At 67.6% G+C, this 19020-nt stretch carries 16 protein-coding genes; 8 read left to right on the top strand and 8 right to left on the bottom strand.

Features of this window, described 5'->3' with window-relative positions; translation table 11 throughout:
• Positions 1-16: 16 nt before the first annotated feature.
• The gene (locus AC5P65_RS14190) at positions 17-1438 is read left to right on the top strand and encodes an MFS transporter (RefSeq protein ID WP_111098570.1); all 1422 of its coding nucleotides are present in this window, start codon (positions 17-19) and stop codon (positions 1436-1438) included.
• Positions 1439-1525: 87 nt separating this feature from the next.
• Here AC5P65_RS14190 and AC5P65_RS14185 read toward each other — a convergent pair whose 3' ends face one another.
• Both AC5P65_RS14185 and AC5P65_RS14180 read right to left on the bottom strand, forming a co-directional pair.
• Entirely contained in the window at positions 1526-3547 is a 2022-nt protein-coding gene (locus tag AC5P65_RS14185; RefSeq protein ID WP_111098571.1) for an esterase/lipase family protein, read from the bottom strand.
• Positions 3547-4521 (bottom strand): Lnb N-terminal periplasmic domain-containing protein, encoded by a 975-nt coding sequence (locus AC5P65_RS14180; RefSeq protein ID WP_111098572.1) that lies wholly within the window; start codon positions 4519-4521, stop codon positions 3547-3549. Before AC5P65_RS14180 ends, AC5P65_RS14185 begins: the two co-directional genes overlap by 1 nt.
• Before the next feature lie 170 nt (positions 4522-4691).
• On the opposite strand from AC5P65_RS14180, the gene AC5P65_RS14175 reads away from it, so the two are divergent.
• The gene (locus AC5P65_RS14175) at positions 4692-5096 is read left to right on the top strand and encodes a GFA family protein (RefSeq protein WP_058979411.1); all 405 of its coding nucleotides are present in this window, start codon (positions 4692-4694) and stop codon (positions 5094-5096) included.
• Positions 5097-5375: 279 nt separating this feature from the next.
• Here AC5P65_RS14175 and AC5P65_RS14170 read toward each other — a convergent pair whose 3' ends face one another.
• Positions 5376-6893, bottom strand: a complete 1518-nt coding sequence (locus tag AC5P65_RS14170; RefSeq protein ID WP_111098584.1) for an MFS transporter — start codon at positions 6891-6893, stop codon at positions 5376-5378.
• A gap of 106 nt (positions 6894-6999) precedes the next feature.
• Between AC5P65_RS14170 and AC5P65_RS14165 the strand changes: the two genes are divergently transcribed.
• Positions 7000-7923, top strand: coding sequence for a LysR family transcriptional regulator (locus AC5P65_RS14165; protein WP_111098573.1), 924 nt, complete (start codon positions 7000-7002; stop codon positions 7921-7923).
• 25 nt (positions 7924-7948) lie between these two features.
• Here AC5P65_RS14165 and AC5P65_RS14160 read toward each other — a convergent pair whose 3' ends face one another.
• On the bottom strand, positions 7949-8836 hold the full coding sequence (locus AC5P65_RS14160; RefSeq protein WP_021202609.1) for a DMT family transporter: 888 nt from the start codon (positions 8834-8836) through the stop codon (positions 7949-7951).
• Positions 8837-8969: 133 nt separating this feature from the next.
• On the opposite strand from AC5P65_RS14160, the gene AC5P65_RS14155 reads away from it, so the two are divergent.
• Positions 8970-10349 carry an aminotransferase-like domain-containing protein gene (locus AC5P65_RS14155; RefSeq protein WP_021202610.1) on the top strand — a complete coding sequence of 460 codons (1380 nt, stop codon included), beginning with the start codon at positions 8970-8972 and terminating at the stop codon, positions 10347-10349.
• Positions 10350-10483: 134 nt separating this feature from the next.
• A complete protein-coding gene (locus tag AC5P65_RS14150) occupies positions 10484-11158 on the top strand; it encodes a class I SAM-dependent methyltransferase (RefSeq protein ID WP_111098574.1) in 675 nt (224 codons plus the stop codon).
• A gap of 3 nt (positions 11159-11161) precedes the next feature.
• Here AC5P65_RS14150 and smqnr read toward each other — a convergent pair whose 3' ends face one another.
• Positions 11162-11809: a SmQnr family pentapeptide repeat protein gene (smqnr, locus tag AC5P65_RS14145; protein ID WP_111098575.1), complete on the bottom strand. Its 648-nt coding sequence runs from the start codon at positions 11807-11809 to the stop codon at positions 11162-11164.
• A gap of 159 nt (positions 11810-11968) precedes the next feature.
• Here smqnr and AC5P65_RS14140 point away from each other — a divergent pair, with 159 nt between their 5' ends.
• The gene (locus AC5P65_RS14140; protein ID WP_021202613.1) at positions 11969-12745 is read left to right on the top strand and encodes a DeoR/GlpR family DNA-binding transcription regulator; all 777 of its coding nucleotides are present in this window, start codon (positions 11969-11971) and stop codon (positions 12743-12745) included.
• Positions 12746-12756: 11 nt separating this feature from the next.
• On the top strand, positions 12757-13890 hold the full coding sequence (locus AC5P65_RS14135) for an MFS transporter (RefSeq protein WP_021202614.1): 1134 nt from the start codon (positions 12757-12759) through the stop codon (positions 13888-13890).
• Positions 13891-13899: 9 nt separating this feature from the next.
• On the opposite strand, the gene AC5P65_RS14130 is transcribed toward AC5P65_RS14135, so the two are convergent.
• From AC5P65_RS14130 to AC5P65_RS14120, 3 genes are all read right to left on the bottom strand, one after another.
• Positions 13900-15405 (bottom strand): PepSY domain-containing protein, encoded by a 1506-nt coding sequence (locus AC5P65_RS14130; protein ID WP_111098576.1) that lies wholly within the window; start codon positions 15403-15405, stop codon positions 13900-13902.
• Between the two features lie 11 nt (positions 15406-15416).
• Positions 15417-17555, bottom strand: a complete 2139-nt coding sequence (locus tag AC5P65_RS14125) for a TonB-dependent receptor (protein WP_180832387.1) — start codon at positions 17553-17555, stop codon at positions 15417-15419.
• 129 nt (positions 17556-17684) lie between these two features.
• A complete protein-coding gene (locus AC5P65_RS14120) occupies positions 17685-18080 on the bottom strand; it encodes a DUF2946 family protein (RefSeq protein ID WP_111098577.1) in 396 nt (131 codons plus the stop codon).
• Positions 18081-18321: 241 nt separating this feature from the next.
• Here AC5P65_RS14120 and AC5P65_RS14115 point away from each other — a divergent pair, with 241 nt between their 5' ends.
• Complete coding sequence (locus tag AC5P65_RS14115) at positions 18322-18897, top strand: hypothetical protein (protein WP_111098578.1); 576 nt, start codon at positions 18322-18324, stop codon at positions 18895-18897.
• Positions 18898-19020: the final 123 nt, after the last annotated feature.

The raw sequence follows: 19020 nt of genomic DNA, 5'->3' as shown, positions 1-19020 counted from the left end.
CTATAGTTGAGGTGGCATGCTGCTATCTTCGCCGCCCGTTGACAAGCGCGGCCCGCACCTGACCCGTATGACCCCGACCCTCTCTCCCGCCGACACCCACCTGCCGGCTGACAGCTCGATCCTGTCCGCGCGCTACCGCGCCACGACCATCGGCATGGTCGCACTGGTCGCGCTGCACGCCTTCGAAGCACTGGCCGTCGCGGCCGCGATGCCCACCGTGGCCGAAGCACTCGATGGACTGCGCCTGTACGCGCTGGCCTTTGGCGGCACCCTGGCCACCAGCGTGATCGGCATGACCCTGGCCGGACGCTGGGCCGACCGCCAGGGCCCGGCACGGCCGCTGTGGTACGGCCTGGCCTGCTTCGTGCTGGGCCTGCTGCTGGCCGGCTTCGCCGTGCGCATGGGCATGCTGGTGGCCGGGCGCCTGATGCAGGGCCTGGGCGCGGGCGCGATTTCGGTCTCGCTGTACGTGATGGTCGGCCGCAGCTACCCCGAGCACCTGCGGCCGAAGGTGTTCGCGGCATTCTCGGCGGGCTGGGTGGTGCCCTCGATGGTCGGCCCGGCGCTGAGCGGCCTGATCGTCCAGCATCTCGGCTGGCGCTGGGTGTTCCTGGCGGTGCCGCTGCTGGCAGTCCCTGCTGCCCTGTTGCTGCGGCCTGCGCTGGCGCGCATGCAGCCCTCCGCCGACAGCAACGACGACGAGGGGCGCGGCAACCTCGTGCGTTGGGCCAGTGGTGCATCGCTGGCGGCGCTGCTGCTGTACTTCGGCGGCCAGCAGCATGGTCCGACCGCCCTGCTCTGCATCGGCGTGGCGATGCTGGCGCTGCTGCTATGCGTGCATCGCCTGCTGCCGGCCGGAACGCTGATCCTGCGCAGGGGCCTGCCCAGCGTGATCGCACTGCGCGGCATCGCCGCTGCCGCATTCTTCGCCAGCGAAGCCTACCTGCCGCTGCTGCTGCAGCGCGAACGCGGGCTCCCGCCCAGCTGGGCCGGCGCGGTGCTCAGCCTCGGCGCACTCGGTTGGTTCGCCGGCTCCTGGCTGCAGGGTCACCAGCAGCGCGGTTGGTCACGCCAGCAGCTGCTGCGCGTCGGCACGGCGATGATGACGGTCGGCATCGCCGCAACGCTTGCGGTGTTGTTCAATGCAGTGCCATTGCTGGTGGCCCTGGTGGGCTGGACGGTCACCGGTTTCGGCATGGGCATGATCTACGCCAGCCTCTCGGTGCTGACGCTGTCACTGTCAGCAGCGCATGAGCAGGGTGCCAACACCTCTGCCCTGCAGCTGAGCGAGGCCCTGTCGGTGACCACCGCGCTGGCGGTCTCCGGTGCGTTGTTCGCGCTGTTCGTGGAAAGCGCGCCGCACACCGGCTACCTGCTGTGCCTGGCGATCACCTTCGGCCTGGCGGTGCTGGCTGCGGTGATCGCGCGGCGGGTGTAGCGCCGTCGGGTTTCGGTAGTGCCGTCCGCTGGCCGGCAACCTCCGCGCACGCGGGAATCCCATGATGGTGCCGGCCAGCGGCCGGCACTACCGGGTCCCCGTGCCTACGTCATCGATGTCCCGGTGCAGGATGCGCCGCACTTCCAGCACCGCCTGCGGGGTCTCCTGCACGCTGTGGCCGGAAATGATGACCTTCTCCGACTGTGCACCCGGCAGGTGCGCACTCCAGTACGGCACCAGTCCGTCATCGGACTTTTCCACCGGCAGCTCCGGCTTGCGCTGGGCGATGATCGAGTGGTACTTCAGTCGCGCTTCGATCGGCAGCTGCGCTGCGGCCTTCACGAATGGATCACTGGCCTTGAGGTTGTCGATGCTGTTGGGGATCTTCGGCTTGGCGGTGCCGTCGACCTGCTGCTCGGCCTGTGCCAGCGCCATGAACACGTCCTCGAATTTGCCGAGAATGGTCAGCGGCAGGCGTACCAGGCGACCGATCAGCCGCCCGACCCTGTTGCCGGCGATATCCGTGCCCTGGTGCGGCGCGGCGATGAAGATCGCGCGTTCCACGTTCGGCTGCGCCTTGAAATGCAGCAGTGGCCCCAGCTTGGCCTGCACCCGCTTCAGCCGCTCGCCCTTCAGGTCATAGTTGGCCAGCAGGTCATCCCACAGCACATCACCCGAGTCGCTCACCAGCAGCCGCGCCAGCACGCCGCCCATGCTGTGGCCGATATAGACCATGTCCTTCGATGCGCACGTGCTGCCGTTGGGGTCGAAGTGCTTGAGGGTGTCATTGAACGCGTTGGCGATCTCGTAGCGGTTCAGCGCGATCGGCGCGTTGGTCGGGTAGTAGACCTGCCACACCTGGAACTGCTGGCGCAGCTCGGGGTCGCCCATGATCTCGTTGGCCAGGTTCACCCAGGCTTCCGGGCTGCTGGCCAGGCCGTGCAGCATGAAGATGATGCGGCGGTTCGGGTCCCACGGCTGCATCAGGTAGATGTGCGGTTCGCCGATGCTCTCGCTCATGCCGAACAGGGTGCGCAGTGATTGCCGGGCGAAACCGCTCTGCGCCAACCACAGGCCATAGGCGGCGGTGAAGTTGCCGGCCAGCGGCACCTGCTCGCCATGCAGGGTGATGCGCTCGGTCGCTTCGGGCGAATAAGCGTCCAGCTCGACCCGGCGCGTGCGCATCACATCGTCCAGGTTGCTGCCTTCGAAGCGCAGCAGTGCGGTGACGTTGATCGAGGACATCTCACTGAACTCGGGCACCGAATCGTCGTGGCGATGACGGCGGCCACGGCGTGCGTCGTCCTCATCCTCCTGCGGCGCCTCAGCCTTGGCGCCCTCGGGTGCGATCACCGGTGCGACCAGCTTCGGCGGGTCCATCACCATCACCAGTTCGGCACCGAAGCCATCACGGCGATAAGTACTGCGCAGCCCGACGAAGCTGACCGTGCCGGCTGGCACCAGCTGCGCGGGAATGCTCTTCAGGTTCAGCTGCTGGTAGTTGGAAGCCAACGACCAGCTGCCGACCGAGATCGGCTTCGTGTAGTCCTCGCCCGCCAACGCAGCGGCGCGCGCGCGGACGAACAGCACCACCGCCGCCTTCTCGGCCGCGTAGTTGTAGTAGTCACGCACCTGTGTCTGCCGGTCTTCGAAGGCGCGATCCGATGGTGAGCGGCCGCTGTAGAACAGGTAGGCATAGGCGTAGCGCGCGGCTTCCAGCCAGGCGTCCAGCGCTGCGTCGCTCATCGGCGGATCACCGGCTGCGGTCTTCTTCGGCGTCAGCGCCAGCGCGGTCTTCACCCACAGTTCGGACAGCGCCGACAGCCGCTGCTCGACATTGAGATCGTCGGTCATCAGCAGCGTGCTGCGGCAGACCAGGAAGTCCTTCTCGCACTGCGATTCGTCCAGGCCTGCCGCGCTGAGCGTCTCTCGCGCGGCGGGGCTGAGCTTGCCGGTATTGAGCACGTCGGCACGCTTGTTGACCAGCGAATCGCTGGACTTGACCTGCTTGACGGTGACCATCGCGCAACCGCTGCTGACCAGCAGCAGGAAGGCGACGAACAACACCGGCAGCGCACGCTGCCAGCGGATCAGGAGGAGTCGAGTCATTACTGCGGGTCCTGCTCGGTGCCAGGTACGCCCTGGCGGATCACGGTGGAGAAGTGTTCGCCGCTGCCCAGGTCCAACGCACGCTGGGTGATGCGGCCCTTGTCGTGCAGCTCGGCGTACGGCACACCCGGGGTCAGTGCACCGACCTCCTGTGCGTACTCGGCCAGGTAGCCGGACAGCAACAGGCGGTAGTCCAGCGGCAGGCGCGGCGCGATCTGGCGGGCCAGGTCGAAGACGATCGTGGTGCAGTTGCTGGTGAGTGTGTTGTAGAAGCCCGGCTTCGCATCCAGTTCGCGCGCCTGCGCGATGTACGCGGCGAACAGCTCCTTCAGCTGCGCACGGTCCATGCCGTGCAGGCGGTACAGGTAGACATCCTCGCCACGCGCATTGGTGCGGGTGCGGATGATGTCGGTCTCCTCCGCGGCCACCAGGGTCATCTCGAACTTGCGGAAGAAGCCACCCAGCGCCGAGAAGGATTCGCCGCGTTCCTTGCGGATCTCCAGCGAGAACACCACGTGGCGCCCATCCTCGAAGCCAAACGAGATGAGGGTGTGGGCGATCGCCGGGCCCATCCAGTACGACAGCACCAGGTCGGCCGAGCGCAACTGGTCCAGGTCGTACGCGCGGCGCACCCAGTGCGCGTCGTAGTCGGTTTCGCTGCGCCAAGTGAAATCACGCACGTTGTCGAGCACCACGTGGCGCCCGTCGAAGGACACCACATGCAGGCGCTGGGCCACGTCATCGGCCCATACGCGGTCCTGGCGCGGGGTCAGCAGCAGCCACCACAGGCCGGCCAGCGCCAGCGACGCGCCGAACGCCATGCCCAAGCGACGATGGCCACGGCCACGCGCGACCTGCCACGACGCCCACAGCGCAACCAGCAGCCACAGCGCAGCGGCACCGGTGGACAGCCAGCCCGGCCCCGGCACCTGATAGGCCAGCAGCCCGGTCACCCACAACGCCGCCAGCGCCATGGCACTTCCTGTCATCCAACGTCCTGCGGCTCTCACTGGCATCCTGTCGCGGTCCCGAAGCCGCATAGTTAGCCACAAGCGGGTTCACCGTGGCATCTACGGCCCGTTCAGGCACGCCGGCGCACCGTCTGCTGCGGCCCGACGGCCAGATGGATCACACAGGAGCAACGATGGGCATCACTTCCGTGGCCGGCGTTCCGGTCCAACCCCGGCACCGCGCGACCTGCCACTGCGGCACGGTCGAGCTGCTGCTGGACCTGCCGGACGGGATCGTCGATCCCCGCCGCTGCGACTGCTCGATGTGCCGCCGCCGTGGCGCCATCGCCGCCAGCGTCCCCCGTCAGGGCCTGCAGGTGCTCCGCGGGCAGAACCACCTGCAGAAATACCAGTTCAATACCCATGTGGCCGAGCACTACTTCTGCGGGGTGTGCGGCATCTACACCCATCACCGGCGCCGCTCCAACCCCGACCAGTACGGCTACAACGTGGCCTGCCTGGAGGGCATTGATCCGTTCGCGCTGGGGGTTATTCCGGTCAGCGACGGGGTCAACCACCCGTCAGACCGCACCGGCTAGTGGCGCGTGCGCCGCGGCGGCGTGGCGATCTTCTGCCAGGGCGCCATGCCGCTGCGTCCCGCCCGCGCCGGGCGTTTCAGCCAGGGCCGGCGTGACGGTGCCTGTGGCGCGTCCTCGACCGGGGGAGGAAGGGGTCGACGGCCGGGCCAGAGATGGTCGAGCAGCCACATGGCAGGTCTCCGTGGGGGGACGGGGACGATCAAGACTAGGCCCGGGTGGGCATAGGCGACGTGAGCGGGACACGACAACGGGATGACGGCGGAGGCGGCGATGAGCCTGCTACACCATGTTCCCGACCAAGGCACCCGTCCTTTTCCGCAACAACAGGCGCAACACGGCGGCACAGGCGGCGGTCAGCAGCGCCAGTACACGCAGCAGTGTCGCCAGCGCCTCACTACTGGCGTGCTGCAGCTGCATGCCGCTTATCGTCGGTAGCAGTGCCTGCGCCTGTTCCCGCGCCCCCGTGGCCAGATAGGCACCGGCACGCACCAGCGATGCCGGCGACGCGCCCTGCAGCTGATGGCCGATCAGCAGCGCAAGGAAGGCAGTGACTGTGGCCAACGCGATGCCTTCGCCGGCCACCCGCACGGTTCCGAATATGCCTGCGGCCATGCCGGCACGCTGCACCGGTACCACGCTCACCGACAGTCCATCCATCAGCCCCCACGGCAAAGCCGTGCCTGCGCCGACCAGCATCAGCAGCGGCACCCACTGCGACGGCGACGGATGCGATGCGTGGCGCGACAGCAGGTACAGACCAGAGGCACAGACCAGCAGGCCCAGCGTGCACAGCCGCGCACTTCCAACGCGCTCCGCCCAGCGCGCGGCCAGCATCGGCAGCACCAGCATCGGCGCGGACAGGGCCAGCATCTGCAGTCCCACCAGCGTCGCGCTCTGGCCATGCACGCCCAGCAGTTGCAGAGGTAACACGACCAGCAGCACCACGTAGCCGAAGCAGGTCGCCACCGGCAGCAACTGGACACCAAGGAACCCCGGTTGCGAGAACAGTGAGAGGTCCAGCAACGGTGAGGGGTGCCGCCGTTCGATGAAGACGAACACCCCGCCCGACAGCAGCGTCGCCAGCAGCGCCAGCTGCACGCGCGCGGCATGCAGGCCGAACTCGCCCGACCACAGCAGCGCCAGGGTCAACGCCGCCAGCGTCAGGCTGAAACTCAGCATGCCGCCGATATCCAGTGGTCGGCGCTCGCCATGACTTTCAGGCAACGCGCGTGCCCCCAGGCCGAAGGCCACCAACGTGAGCACACCGCCCGCGGCGAACACGCTGCGCCATCCCAATGTCTGCAGCAGCAGGCCCGCGAGCAGGGGCCCCAACGCCAGCCCCATGCCGAACGTGGTGCCCAGCAGGGCGAAGACACGGGCACGCGCCGGCCCCTGCCAGGCCTGTGCCAGCAGCGCCGTGCCGGATGCCAGCGCCGCCGCCGCGGCAACGCCCTGCAACCCGCGCGCCAGATCCAGCCATAGCAGCGTGCGAGCAAGGCAGACGGCGGCGGTGGCGGTGGTGAAGCCCGCCGTGCCCAGCAGGAACAGCCGCCGACGGCCATATTGATCGGCCAAGCCGCCCGCAGCGAGCAACAGACTGCCGAAGGTGAGCATGAAGGCGTTGGTCACCCAGGCCAGCGCGGTGGGCGATGCCGCCGCGGAACGGGCCAGCGCCGGCACCGCGACTGCACCGGCAGAGAAGGACAACGGCAACGCCAGCGCGGCCAGGCAGACCGCAAGCAGCGCCCAGCGCTGCTGCGCGCGGACAGGTACAGGGAGCATCGAATCCGGGGCCATGCGGGCCTCCATCCATCAGGGGCATTGATGATGGACAGGCCGCTATTCCAGAAAAACAGGCTCGGTGGACGTTGATTGCGGCGAGATGTTCCGCAATCATCCAAGCATGGACTCCATCTCCGCCCTGCTCGCCTTCGTCCGCACCGCGGAGGCAGGCAGCATCGTCGGTGCCGCCCGCGTACTCGGCCTGTCAGCCTCGGCCGTCGGCAAGCGCATCGCCCGGCTTGAACAGGAACTCGGCACGCGCCTGTTCCAGCGCACCACCCGCCGCGTGCATCTCACCGACGAAGGCGAACTGCTGCTGCAACGCTGCCGGCGTGCGCTGGATGAGCTTTCCGAAGCGCAGGCGGACCTAGCACAGCGACAGCACGCCCCCAGCGGACTGCTGCGCATCGGCCTGCCCACCATCGGCTACCGCTTCCTGCTGCCGGTGCTGCCCGGCTTCCAGCAACGCTATCCGCAGGTGCAGCTGGAACTGGACTTCAACGACCGCATCGTCGATGTGGTCAGCGAAGGCCTGGATGCAGTGATACGCAGTGGCGAACTGGCCGATTCCAGCCTGACCGCACGGCGGCTGGGTGGTTTTCGTTTCATCCTCTGTGCGGCGCCGGGCTATCTGCAGATGCATGGAACGCCCGGCGATGTGGGCGACCTGCGCATGCATACCGCGCTGCGCTTCCGTTACCCCACCACCGGAAAGCTGCATCCGTGGCAGCTGCCGGGCATCGAAGGCGACGCCGGGGCGCGCCTTCCCACGGCGATGACCTGCAACAACATGGAGGCCGTGCTGGCCGCTGCGATCGGATGCATGGGCCTGGCCTGGATGCCTGACTTCCTCGCAGCCGACGCGCTGGCCGATGGCCGCCTGCAACAGGTGCTGCCCACACTGCCCACGCACCAGGGGCAGTTCTCGCTGCTGTGGCCCGGTGGGCGCCATCCCAGTGCACGCCTGCGGGTGTTCATCGACTACGCCGTTGCGCACCTTTTCCGCAGCACCCCGGAAATGGGGACGGAGGGGATTAAGTCGTAATTGGTCCTGCTGTGCCTGAAACGACTTAACCCCCTCCGTCCCCTTTTTCCTGGCGGCTGAAGCGGCGCGCGCCGGCGACGCAGATCACTGCGACCAGAGTCACCAGCACCATGCTGAGGCTGACCGATTCGTGCAGCAGCAGCGCGGCCAGGGCCAGGCCGAAGAAGGGCTGCAGCAGCTGCAGCTGGCCGACAGCGGCGATGCCGCCCTGGGCCAGCCCGCGGTACCAGAAAAGGAAGCCGATCAGCATGCTGAACACTGCCACGTAGCCCAGTGCCCACCACGCCGAGGCACCGACCGCCGAGAGCGAGGCCGGGCGCATCAGCACCGTCATCGGCAGCATCACCGGCAACGCCAGCAGCAATGCCCAGCTGATCACCTGCCAGCCGCCCAGATGACGGGCGAGCCGACCACCTTCCGCGTAGCCCAGCCCGCACACCACGATCGCCGCCAGCATCAGCAGGTCGGCCTGCAAGGAGGCTTCGATGCCGTTGCGCGCGGCATAGCCGACCACGCAGGCACTGCCCAGCAACGAGAACAGCCAGAACGCCGGGCGCGGCCGATCGCCACCGCGCAGCACGCCAAACACCGCTGTACTCAACGGCAGCAGGCCGAGGAACACGATGGTGTGTGCCGACGAAGCATGGCGCAGCGCGAGCGCGGTCAGCAGCGGGAAGCCGACCACAACGCCGAGGCTGACCACCACCAGCCCCGGCAGGTCGCCGCGCCGCGGCCACGGTTGGCGCAGCATCAACAACAGGCCCAGGCCGAGCACCGCGGCGATGGTGGCGCGTGCGGCGGTGACGAACCCGGCATCCAGCTGCAGCACCGCCAGGCGGGTGGCCGGTAATGAGCCGGCGAAGATCACCACACCGATGAAGCCATTGATCCAACCACTCGCCGACCGTTCCACGCCTGTACTCCTGAAGGTGCCGGACGATGCCCGGCTGCACCTGTATGGAAGCATCCAGCGCGGAACGACCCCAGCTACAATCCAGTACAGCCGCAAGTAACTGTACTGCCTACACTTCCACTACGGTTCCACCATGCCGCGCCCGCTCACCCGCATCGAATCGGTCATCCAGACCGTCCGCACCCGCATCAGTGCACGGGTGGATGGCCCCGGCTCCCGCCTGCCTTCGGTACGTGCGCAGGCAGCGACCATGGGAGTTTCAGTCTCCACCGTGGTCGAGGCCTACGAGCGCCTGGCGGCCGAAGGCCTGATCAGTGCACGCGCAGGCTCGGGCTTCTACGTCAGTGGCCCGGCCGCACCGCTGACGCTGGCCGAAATGGAGCCGCGGCTGGATCGCGCGGTGGATCCGCTGTGGGTATCACGACAATCGCTGGAAACGCCCGCGGGCGATCTCAAGCCAGGGTGCGGCTGGATGCCCAGTGACTGGCTGTATCACGATGGCGTGCGCCGCGGCCTGCGCGGGCTGGCGCGTGCCGATGCCATGCAACTGGTGGACTACGCCGGCCCGCTCGGGCTGCCCGCGTTGCGCCAGCTGCTGCAAAGGCGCAGCGCCTCGCTTGGCATCGATGCACCGATGGAGCAGATCCTGCTGACCGAATCCGGTACGCACGCGGTCGATCTGCTCTGCCGTTTCCTGCTCAAGCCCGGCGACTGCGTGCTGGTCGATGACCCGAGCTACTTCAATTACCACGCGCTGCTCAAGGCGCACCAGGTGCAGGCCATCGGCGTGCCGTACACGCACAGCGGCCCGGACCTGGAGGCGTTCGCGCAAGCCCTGCAGGCGCATTCGCCGCGGCTGTACCTCACCAATTCCGGACTGCACAACCCGACCGGCGCGGTGCTTTCAGCCAACATCGCGCACCGCCTGCTGGGCCTGGCCGAACGCAGCGAGCTGATCATCGTCGAGGACGACATCTTCGCCGACTTCGAACTGCAGCCGGCACCGCGGCTGGCCGCGCTCGATGGACTGTCACGGGTGATCCACGTCGGCAGTTTCTCCAAGACGCTGTCGGCAGCGTCGCGCTGCGGCTACATCGCTGCGCGCCACGACTGGATAGAGGCATTGACCGACCTGAAGCTGGCGACCAGCTTTGGCGGCGGCCATCTGGCCGCGCAGTTGATGCACATCGCGCTGACCGATAGCGGTTACCGCCGCCACATGCAGTCCATACGTTCGCGCCTGGCCGATGCACGCCGGCACACACTGCGGAAGCTGCAGGCGCTGGGCATCACGCCGTGGCTGCAGCCGGAAGCCGGCCTGTTCCTGTGGTGCCAGCTGCCCGACGGCCGCGACGCCGCCGCACTGGCGCGGCACTGCCTGCGCGAGGGCATCGTGCTGGCGCCGGGCAACGCGTTCAGCCAGTCGCAGCGCGCGGCCGACTATCTGCGCTTCAACGTTTCGCAGTGCCAGGACCCGAGAATCTGGCAGGTACTGGCGCGCGCGCTGCGCTGAGCCGGGAATGCGCGACCAGCGCAGCCACCACCATGCGTACGCCCCGCAACTGGCCGCGACGATGCGGCAGCGGCGCGCAACGCCTCTTGCGCGCCGCGCTACAGTGGCATGTCCCCCGCCGCAGGAATCCGCGCATGTCCACGTTCTCCGATCCGCAGGCGGTGGCCCGCTATGCCGAAGCGCCGCTGCGCCAGGTGCCCGGTTTCCTCGCGTTGCAGCAGATGACCCGCCTGCTGCTGGCCGAACACGTTCCCGCACAGGGCCGCGTGCTGGTACTCGGCGCCGGGGGCGGGCTTGAGCTGAAGGCCTTTGCCGAAGCGCAGCCGGGCTGGCAGCTGCTGGGTGTGGATCCGGCCGCGCCGATGCTGGCCCTGGCCGAGCAGACACTGGGTCCGCTGATGCCGCGCGTGCAGCTGCTGGAAGGTTACATCGACGATGCACCCGATCTGCGCTTCGATGGTGCCAGCTGCCTGCTGACCCTGCACTTCCTCGACGCCGCGCAGCGCCTGCACACGCTGCGCGAGCTGCACAGGCGCCTGCAGCCCGGCGCACCGCTGGTGGTGGCCCACCACAGCGTGCCGCAGGATCCGGCCGGCAAGCTGCGCTGGTTGCAGCGCTACGCCGCGTTCGCCGAAGCCTCGGGGGTTGCCCACGCCGATGCACAGCGCGCGATCGACGCCATTGCCGAGCGGTTGCCGCTGCTGGCCCCCGAACAGGAGGTCGCGCTGATGCAGGAGGCCGGCTTCGATGGCGTGGAGCTGTTCTATGCGGGCTTCAGCTTCAAGGGCTGGGTGGCGTACGCCGGGTGATGTCTACGGCACCACGGTGATGCCGATCCGCTGCATCAACAGCGCCACCTGCTGCACGTCCAGCGTGGCGCCGCGCAGGTTGGTGCTGCGCAGGTCCAGCTCGCCCAGATCGGAATTGGTCAGGTCGCAGTCGGTGAAGTTGGCGCTGTTCCAGTCGATTCCCTCGAACTGGCCACCGGACAGGTCCGAGCCCGCGAAGCTTGCGCCACTCACGTTCGCACCGTCCCAGCGGTTCTCCCACAGTTCGCATTTCTCCAGCGTGACCCGCGAGAAATTGGCATAGCGCAGGTTCGACTTCTTGATGAAGGCGCTGCAGAACCAACTGCGCGTGGTGATCTGGTTCATGAAGCTGGCGTTGCTGAAATCCGCACCCTGCGCGCGGCACTCGCTGATCTCCAGGCCCAGCGCCTTGATGAAGTTGAAGTGGCACATGCTGATGTCGCAGCTGCGGAAGCTGGCCTCCTTCAATGTGGTGCCATTGAAGCGGCAGCCACTGCGGCTGTCGGCATCGTAGAAGCTGCAGTTGATGAACTCGGTGGCGGTCAGGTCGACACCGGAAAAATCGCACTCATGGAACTGCTGGTCGACCACTTTCTGGCCGGTGTACTGGTCCGCGCCGATGCGCAGCTTGCGGTGAACGGTGGGGGACATCAGGGATTCCATGCCAGGTGCCCCGCCATCATGCCGGGCCGCGAGGGCGATCCATAGACGTGGGCGCGGGCGGATTCACCGGCAGTCCAGCCGCCCTGCGTCCCCCAATGCCGAATGCACGTTGTTGCACGTTAATGCACGAACGTGCAGACTTGCAGCATGAGCTCCGATCCCAGCCCCCTCCCCGCCCAGCGCACCCGGCAGATCCTCGAGGAACTGCGCCAGCAGGGCCGCGTAGTCGCCGCCGAACTGGCGCGCCGCTATGCCGTGTCCGAAGATTCGATCCGCCGCGATCTGCGCGAACTGGCCGCACAGGGCATGTGCCAGCGCGTTTACGGTGGCGCCGTGCTGCCACCGCCCAAGGAACGCCCGCTGCGCGAGCGCCTGACCCGCGACCGCGGCGACAAGGCCGAGCTGGCCGCCCGCGTCTGCGCGTTGCTGCACCCCGGCCAGGTCGTACTGCTCGATGCCGGTTCAACCAACCTGGCGATCGCCCAGCAATTGCCGGCCGCCCTCGGCCTGACGGTGATCACCAATGCCCCGCAGATCGCCACCGCCGCCAGCATGCTCGAAGGTACCTCGGTGCAGCTGATCGGCGGACGCCTGGCCAGCGGTGGCGGTGCGGTCGGCGCCGAGGCATTGGCCCAGGTGCAGCGCCTGCGTGCCGACGTGTACCTGCCCGGCCCCTGCGCGGTGGACGGCGACACCGGCGTGTGGGCAATGGATGCGGAAGAAGCCACGCTGAAACGCGCGATGGTGGCCTGCAGTAGCCGCGTCATCGTCGCCGCCACGACTGAAAAGCTCGGTGCCCGCGGCAACTGGCAGATCGCCAGCCTCGACGAGATCGACGACCTGGTGCTGACCACCACCGCGCCGCCCGCATTGGCGGCACGCTTCCGCGCCGCCGGCATCGCGGTACACCCCACTCCCCCCTGACCGTACCGCTCATGTCCGTTGCCAACCGCGCGCGTGCCGAACAGCACGCGACCCGCGCTGCGTTCTTCATTCCCGGCTTCGCCACCGCGCTGTGGGCCACCCTGGTGCCGTTCGCAAAGGCACGCACCGGGATCAACGACGCCACGCTGGGGCTGGTGCTGCTCTGCCTCGGTGCCGGTTCGCTGCTGGCAATGCCGTTGTCCGGCGTGCTGGCCGCGCGCCTCGGTTGCCGGCGGGTGATGGTGGCCAGCAGCCTGCTGATCTGCCTGACCGTGCCCGGCCTGGCGCTGGCCGGTTCGGCCTGGACACTCGGGCTGGTCCTGTTTGTGTTCGGTGCCGCCGTGGGCGCGATGGACTGCACGATGAACGTACAGGCCGTCATCGTCGAGCGCGAAGCACGGCGCGTGATGATGTCCGGCTTCCATGCCTTCTTCAGCATCGGTGGTTTCCTCGGCGCGGCCACCATGACCGTGCTGCTGTCCGCACAGCTGCCGCCCTTGGCATCGGTGCTGATCGGCGTCGGCGCCATGCTGCTGGCGTTGCTGCTGTCAGCGGCGTACTGGCACAGCAAACGCATGCCGCACGACACACCGATGCTGGCCCTGCCACACGGCATCGTGCTGTTCATCGGCGTACTGGCGTTCGTTGCGTTCCTCGGCGAAGGTGCGATGCTGGATTGGAGCGCGGTGTTCCTCAGCGATGTGCGTCGCGTCGATGCCAGCCTCGCCGGCGTCGGCTATGTGACCTTCACCCTGACCATGACCATCGCCCGCCTGTTCGGCGATGCACTGGTGGTGCGCGTGGGCCGCCAGCGCGCGATCGTTCTCGGCGCTCTGCTTGCTGCCGCTGGCGTGCTGGTGCTGACCCTGGTCACGCCATGGCAGGCGTCGCTGGCGGGCTATGTGCTGGTCGGCCTTGGCTGCGCCAACATCGCGCCGGCGCTGTTCTCGCTGGCCGGCCACCAGACCCGCATGCCGGGTGCGCTGGCGATCACCGCCGTTTCCACGCTGGGCTTCGCCGGCATCCTTGCCGGACCGGCGCTGATCGGCTTCGCCGCCAACCATTTCGGCCTGATCGCCGCATTCATCGGCGTTGCCACGGCCTTGTTGCTGGTGGCGATGTCCACGCGTTGGCTGCGGGTGTAGCCCAAGGCATCAACGCCGCCTGCGCCGCAGCTTCATCCGCAACCGCCGATAGCCGATCACCGTCGCCGTGGCACACAACGCGGTGCCAGCAGCACTCAGCAGCAGCAACACCGCCAGCCGGGCACCTTCCTGGCGCAGCATCGCCGGCAGGTCCCAGCTGTGCAGGAAGTAGAACAACCAGCGCCCCACCCGCTCGCGATGCCCCATCGTCAGCAACGGATCGCCGGTCGCCAGATCGAGATAGACGCGCGTCGCCTCCGCATCGCCAAAGTCCACCACTGCCACCGGGAAGCGGCGTACCGCCGCACCATTCATGGCCTCGGGCGCACGCGGATAGAAGTAGGCATCCGGTACATGTCGGACCACGAAATCCTGCATCGGCGCATCGGACAGCGCCCGCACCTTCTGCTGCAGCCACGCGGCCGGCAGCAACCGCGCAACCTGCAGGCGCCCATGGGTGCTGGACACGATGCGGGTGCCGCCCTTCCCATCCAGCAACACCGCGAACAGCTCACCACCGATGCGCCGCCACTGGATCTCCACCGGCCGGAAGCGCCCAGCATCGGCCACAGCCATAAGCCTCGCCGGCTCAGCCAACGTGCCATCCACCGCCACCGCGCCGCCACGATAGTGCTCAACATCAATCGCTTCATGCGTGCTGCTGAAGACGCCCAATGGATTCATCGACATCAGGCCGCTGAAAATCCAGGTGAACACGAAGGCCGCGGCACACAATCCGATCAGATGGTGCCAGCGCATCCACGGCTCGACGTACGGCGTCTTCGCACCGGAACGATAGTGCCCACGGAAACGCCAGCGCCACACTCCCACCACGATGCCGCTGATCGCCGCCACGGTGCACAGCGCGGACAGCACGATCACCACCCACGTCCACACAGGGTCCACCGACTGCATGCGCAGGAAGTACAGCCAGTGCAGCCAGGCGCCCACATAGTTCCAGCGCTGCTGCACATGAGGGGCGTCCAGCACCACTTCGCCGGTACGCGAGGACACGTACAGGTCGCCCGGCTGCGCGCCGCCCACCTCGACGCGATACAGCGGCCGATGCACATCCAATGCGCGCGAATGCGTCCAGCGGTCCTCCTCCACGCGCATCGCACCCACAAAGGCCGGGCCTCCGGCGAACTGTGCAGCGGATGCTTCGGCGCGCTGTGCCGACACCGGCAGCAGCGCCTGGCCGGTCACGGCAGACCAGGCGCCCACATTGCTGCCACTTCGCACCACATACGCCGGCTCGCCGCGTAGCGTGGTCAATGCCACAGCCTCCGGCTCGGCCTGCACGGCGGCAGGCAGTACCGACAGCTCCTGCAGGTCGCGGGCCTCACCCAGCACCGGCAACGCCGCCAGCCGCTCGCCGGGCGTCAGCTTCGGGTAACCAATGAACAGCATCACCATGCCGCTGACGAACCACAGCAGCATCAGCAGGCATCCGCCGATGCCCAGCCAGCGATGCACCAGGTAGGTCCAGCGCCTGGCGGTGGATCGCAGCGTCATGGCCGGCCTCCTCAGAAGCGATGGTCGACGGTGAATTCGACGCGCCGGTCCGCACCCAGCAGCCATTGCGTGCTGGTGTAGTACGCGGTGGCGTAGTACGCCTTGTCGAACACGTTGAACAACCGCGCGGACAGCCGCGTGCGCGGTGCCGCCTGCCAGGTCAGTGCCAGGTCGGTGGTGCTGTAGCCGGGCAGCTCCAGTGTGTTGGCGTTGTCGGCGTAGCGCTTGCCGACGTAACGCACGCCACCCGCCGCACTCCAGTCCGGTGCGAACTGCCAGTTCAGCCACATACTGGCCAGGCGCTCGGCTACGTTCGGCGGCACGTTGCCATCACGCGATACCAGCACCGCCGGCGAACCCGTGGTTTCCAGGAAGTCCTCGAACTCGGCCTTCAGCACCGTCGCGTTGGCATCGAGCGACCAGTGCGGCGCGACGTTCCAGGTCAACGACGCTTCAATACCGCGCGAGGTCTGCGCCCCCACCTGCACGCGGCGATCCGGCACCAGCGGATCACGGCTGAGCAGACCGGTCTTGCGGATGCGATACGCCGCCAGCGTCCACTCGCCGCCATCGAAGGCCTGCTTCAGGCCCACCTCGATCTGCCGGCCCTTGGCCAGATCGAAGGCACCGTTGGCTGGGCTGATCATCAGCAGTCCACTGACCGGGTCCGCCGCCTGTGAGTACTGCGCGTAGAGGCTCAGCGCCGGCTGCAGCGCGAATACGGTACCTGCACGCCAGCCGGTGCTGCTGTAGGTCTTCGAGAACGCGTTCTGGCCACTGATCAGATCGGTGCGATCGATGCGCGCGCGGTCGTGGCGCAGCCCACCCAGTACCGACCAGCGTTCGCTCAACGCCAGCCGGTCCTCCACGAACAGCGCGTACTGCTCGGCGCGGTTGCGATAGCGCGGCAGGTTCGGCGCGTCGCTGGCGAACTGGCCCGGCACCGGATCGAACGGATCGACCGGGCCCGAGCTGCCGGCATAGGTGTTGTTGGTGTGCTTGAAGTGCGCGCGGTTGGCATCCAGGCCCACCGCGAAGTTGTTCTGCAGGCCACCCGCCGTTCCCTGCACGCGCAGCGTCGAGGTCAGTCCGGTCTGGTCCTGGTTGTGGGTGATCTCGGTATTGCCCGAGCGATCGATCAAGCCGGTAGCGCGGTTGTAGACATAGGCCTCGGCATTGCGCCAATCACGCTGGCTGTCGATCTGGTAGACGCGGGTTCGCCATTCCACGTTCGCGTTCGGTGTCCACAGCGCGTCGAGCTGGGTCCAGCGGTCGCGGAAGCGGATCTCGCTGTCATCGACGTTGTAGTTGCGGTGGCGCAGCGCGTCCAACTGGCGTCCCTCCACCAGCGGCGTGCCGAAGTAGCGCATCGGCTTCTGATGGCCCTGCGCGTGGGTGAAGGTCAGCTGCAGGTCGGTGCGCGGCTGCCACAGCAGCGCGCCGGAGAAGGTGGCATCGCCGTTGCGTCCCCGATCGACCCAGCCACCGCTGTAGTTGCCGCTCACATCCAGCCGGTAGGCCAGCTCGGGCGTCAGCGCGCCACCACTGCCGAAGCCCAGCCGCGCGGTGTCCTCGCTGCCCACTGTCACACTGATCTCGTTTTCGATGGCACCGCGCGAGGGCTTCTTCGGCACGATGTTGATCACCCCGCCGATCGCACCGTCGCCGTGGATGACCGAGGCCGGCCCGCGCAGTACTTCGATGCGCTCGATCGACCAGGTATCGAACGGGAAGGTGATGCCCACGCCGCCGTACTGGCGCAGCCCGTCGTACAGCCGCATCACCGAGGCACCATCGGTGAAGCCGCGGGCGGACAGCGCGCTCAGGCCGTTGCCCGGGTGCGGCATGGCACTGATCGCACCCGCCCGGCTGATCGCATCGTTGAGGTTGCTGTCGCCGCGCTGCTCCAGTTGTTCGCGCGAAATCACAGTCAGGCTGGCCGGCGTCTGCAGCACGCTCAGGCCCAACACAGAGCCGGCGCTGGCGGTGGACGACAGCTCGCCGCTACGGGCATCGACCACCCGCACGGTCTCCAGCGTGGTCGGGGGTGCCGCGTCGGCGGCAAGCAGGGGCGCAGCATGCAGGAGCAACGCGCACAGGACAGGCAGCGTCGCCCGGCGCAGGCGCGCGGAGTTGGGGTTCGTTTTCATTTTTTCACGGCATGCAAGGCCACCCCGCGATGGCAGGGCAGCAATCAGAAAGGGACAAACACGCGCGTGCGGGTACCGGCCGTGGCCGGCAACCTCATGGAAAAACGATCAATGCAACGCGCGTGCGGCTCAGACGGCCATCAAGGCCGGCGGCCCACGCGCTCCCAATGTGCCGCTGATCCGTTGCGGCAACGTCTGCACCGCACCGCGCAACGCGCGGCACACCGGTGCCATCGGCGCCAACAGCAGCACTGCCGCCACCAACAGGGTGATCAGCCGTGCAGCGATCAGGCAGTAATCGCAGTCCACGCCCATCTCATGATCGGCATGCGGATCGGCGGGCGGCTTCTTTGCGGTCTCGCCGTGCGGCATCGCCATCGCGTGATGGTCGCGGTGCCCTTCCATCGCGTGCTGCGCATGCTCTGCGTGTATTGCGTGGTCCATGGCTACCACCGGCGCAGCGGCAGCCACGTGACCATGCGCCAGCCAGCGGCTCACCAGCGGGGCAAGCAGCACCAGCAGCATGGCAAGCCAAGCCAGGGCCTGGAACCGGCGGTGGAGGACAGAATGACGCACCCGGCCATTCTACGGGCCTGTGCCCAACCTTGGACCCCGTTCAGGGTTTGCCCCCTGCGACACGGTGACGCAGGAGCTCGCCTCGCGCGGCGACATGTGAATGCACCACACCGCGGTCCCTGCGCTTGCGGGCTCTGCCTCGCCAACGTTAGGGTTCAATTGGCCACGGCAAGGAGCCAGAGGAATCTGCATGACCACCCGCATCACACACCGGCAGCGCATCAGCCTGCTCGGCCTGACCGCGCTGCTTGCTGCCTGCGCCGACAAGGGGCCGCCCCCACCGCCAGAGCCGCTGGAACTCTCACATCCCATCGCCGTGGACGCGCCCGGCCAGCAGGTGCAGTTCGAGTTCGAAACCACGGCGCGCAATTTTGCCAGCTACCGCACTTATGCGGTGGAACTGGATCTGCAGCACGTCTCCCCATCGCCAGATGCTGCTTCTCCGCGCGACCTGCACATTCCTTTACGCGTTGGACTTCAGCAATGGTCCGGCGGCACTTGGCAGCCGCTGGCAAGCCCCGACGCGTATCAGATCGCACAGTCGCAATCTGGCCAGCCACTGCCAGACTGGCACCGCGGTAAGGGTCTGAACTACGCCCAGATCCAACGGGGCAGCGATGGCGCATACCGATTGCATGTCGCGTTGCTGCCGTTGCAGGCGCATGGCCGGTATCGGGTCCAGGTCAGCACGGTTGAAGACATCGCACCACTTCGTGGCGCAAGCGCCAGGATGCTGATTCACGAATCGCGTCCGCTCGCCAAGTAGCGCAGCGCCTTCGTACACCTTCCAGGAGGAACACCACGCACATGGACAAGCCACGCTACATCGTCGATATCGTCATTGCGGCACCGGGTACACCGCTTCTCGACCCCGTAACGCAGCAGCCGC

It is taken from the genome of Stenotrophomonas sp. YJH_SMC_48-3, from assembly GCF_059369375.1.
The sequence above is the reverse complement of the archived record's forward strand: the minus strand, read 5'-3'. Positions and strand labels throughout refer to the sequence as shown.

What these genes read in the sequence shown, in the direction of transcription:
- AC5P65_RS14190 (WP_111098570.1), top strand. Translation starts at nt 17, where the DNA reads ATGCTGCTATCTTCGCCGCCCGTTGACAAGCGCGGCCCGCACCTGACC.
- AC5P65_RS14185 (WP_111098571.1), bottom strand. Translation starts at nt 3,547, where the DNA reads ATGACTCGACTCCTCCTGATCCGCTGGCAGCGTGCGCTGCCGGTGTTG.
- AC5P65_RS14180 (WP_111098572.1), bottom strand. Translation starts at nt 4,521, where the DNA reads ATGGCGCTGGCGGCGTTGTGGGTGACCGGGCTGCTGGCCTATCAGGTG.
- AC5P65_RS14175 (WP_058979411.1), top strand. Translation starts at nt 4,692, where the DNA reads ATGGGCATCACTTCCGTGGCCGGCGTTCCGGTCCAACCCCGGCACCGC.
- AC5P65_RS14170 (WP_111098584.1), bottom strand. Translation starts at nt 6,893, where the DNA reads ATGGCCCCGGATTCGATGCTCCCTGTACCTGTCCGCGCGCAGCAGCGC.
- AC5P65_RS14165 (WP_111098573.1), top strand. Translation starts at nt 7,000, where the DNA reads ATGGACTCCATCTCCGCCCTGCTCGCCTTCGTCCGCACCGCGGAGGCA.
- AC5P65_RS14155 (WP_021202610.1), top strand. Translation starts at nt 8,970, where the DNA reads ATGCCGCGCCCGCTCACCCGCATCGAATCGGTCATCCAGACCGTCCGC.
- AC5P65_RS14150 (WP_111098574.1), top strand. Translation starts at nt 10,484, where the DNA reads ATGTCCACGTTCTCCGATCCGCAGGCGGTGGCCCGCTATGCCGAAGCG.
- smqnr (WP_111098575.1), bottom strand. Translation starts at nt 11,809, where the DNA reads ATGTCCCCCACCGTTCACCGCAAGCTGCGCATCGGCGCGGACCAGTAC.
- AC5P65_RS14140 (WP_021202613.1), top strand. Translation starts at nt 11,969, where the DNA reads ATGAGCTCCGATCCCAGCCCCCTCCCCGCCCAGCGCACCCGGCAGATC.
- AC5P65_RS14135 (WP_021202614.1), top strand. Translation starts at nt 12,757, where the DNA reads ATGTCCGTTGCCAACCGCGCGCGTGCCGAACAGCACGCGACCCGCGCT.
- AC5P65_RS14130 (WP_111098576.1), bottom strand. Translation starts at nt 15,405, where the DNA reads ATGACGCTGCGATCCACCGCCAGGCGCTGGACCTACCTGGTGCATCGC.
- AC5P65_RS14125 (WP_180832387.1), bottom strand. Translation starts at nt 17,555, where the DNA reads ATGAAAACGAACCCCAACTCCGCGCGCCTGCGCCGGGCGACGCTGCCT.
- AC5P65_RS14120 (WP_111098577.1), bottom strand. Translation starts at nt 18,080, where the DNA reads ATGCTGCTGGTGCTGCTTGCCCCGCTGGTGAGCCGCTGGCTGGCGCAT.
- AC5P65_RS14115 (WP_111098578.1), top strand. Translation starts at nt 18,322, where the DNA reads ATGACCACCCGCATCACACACCGGCAGCGCATCAGCCTGCTCGGCCTG.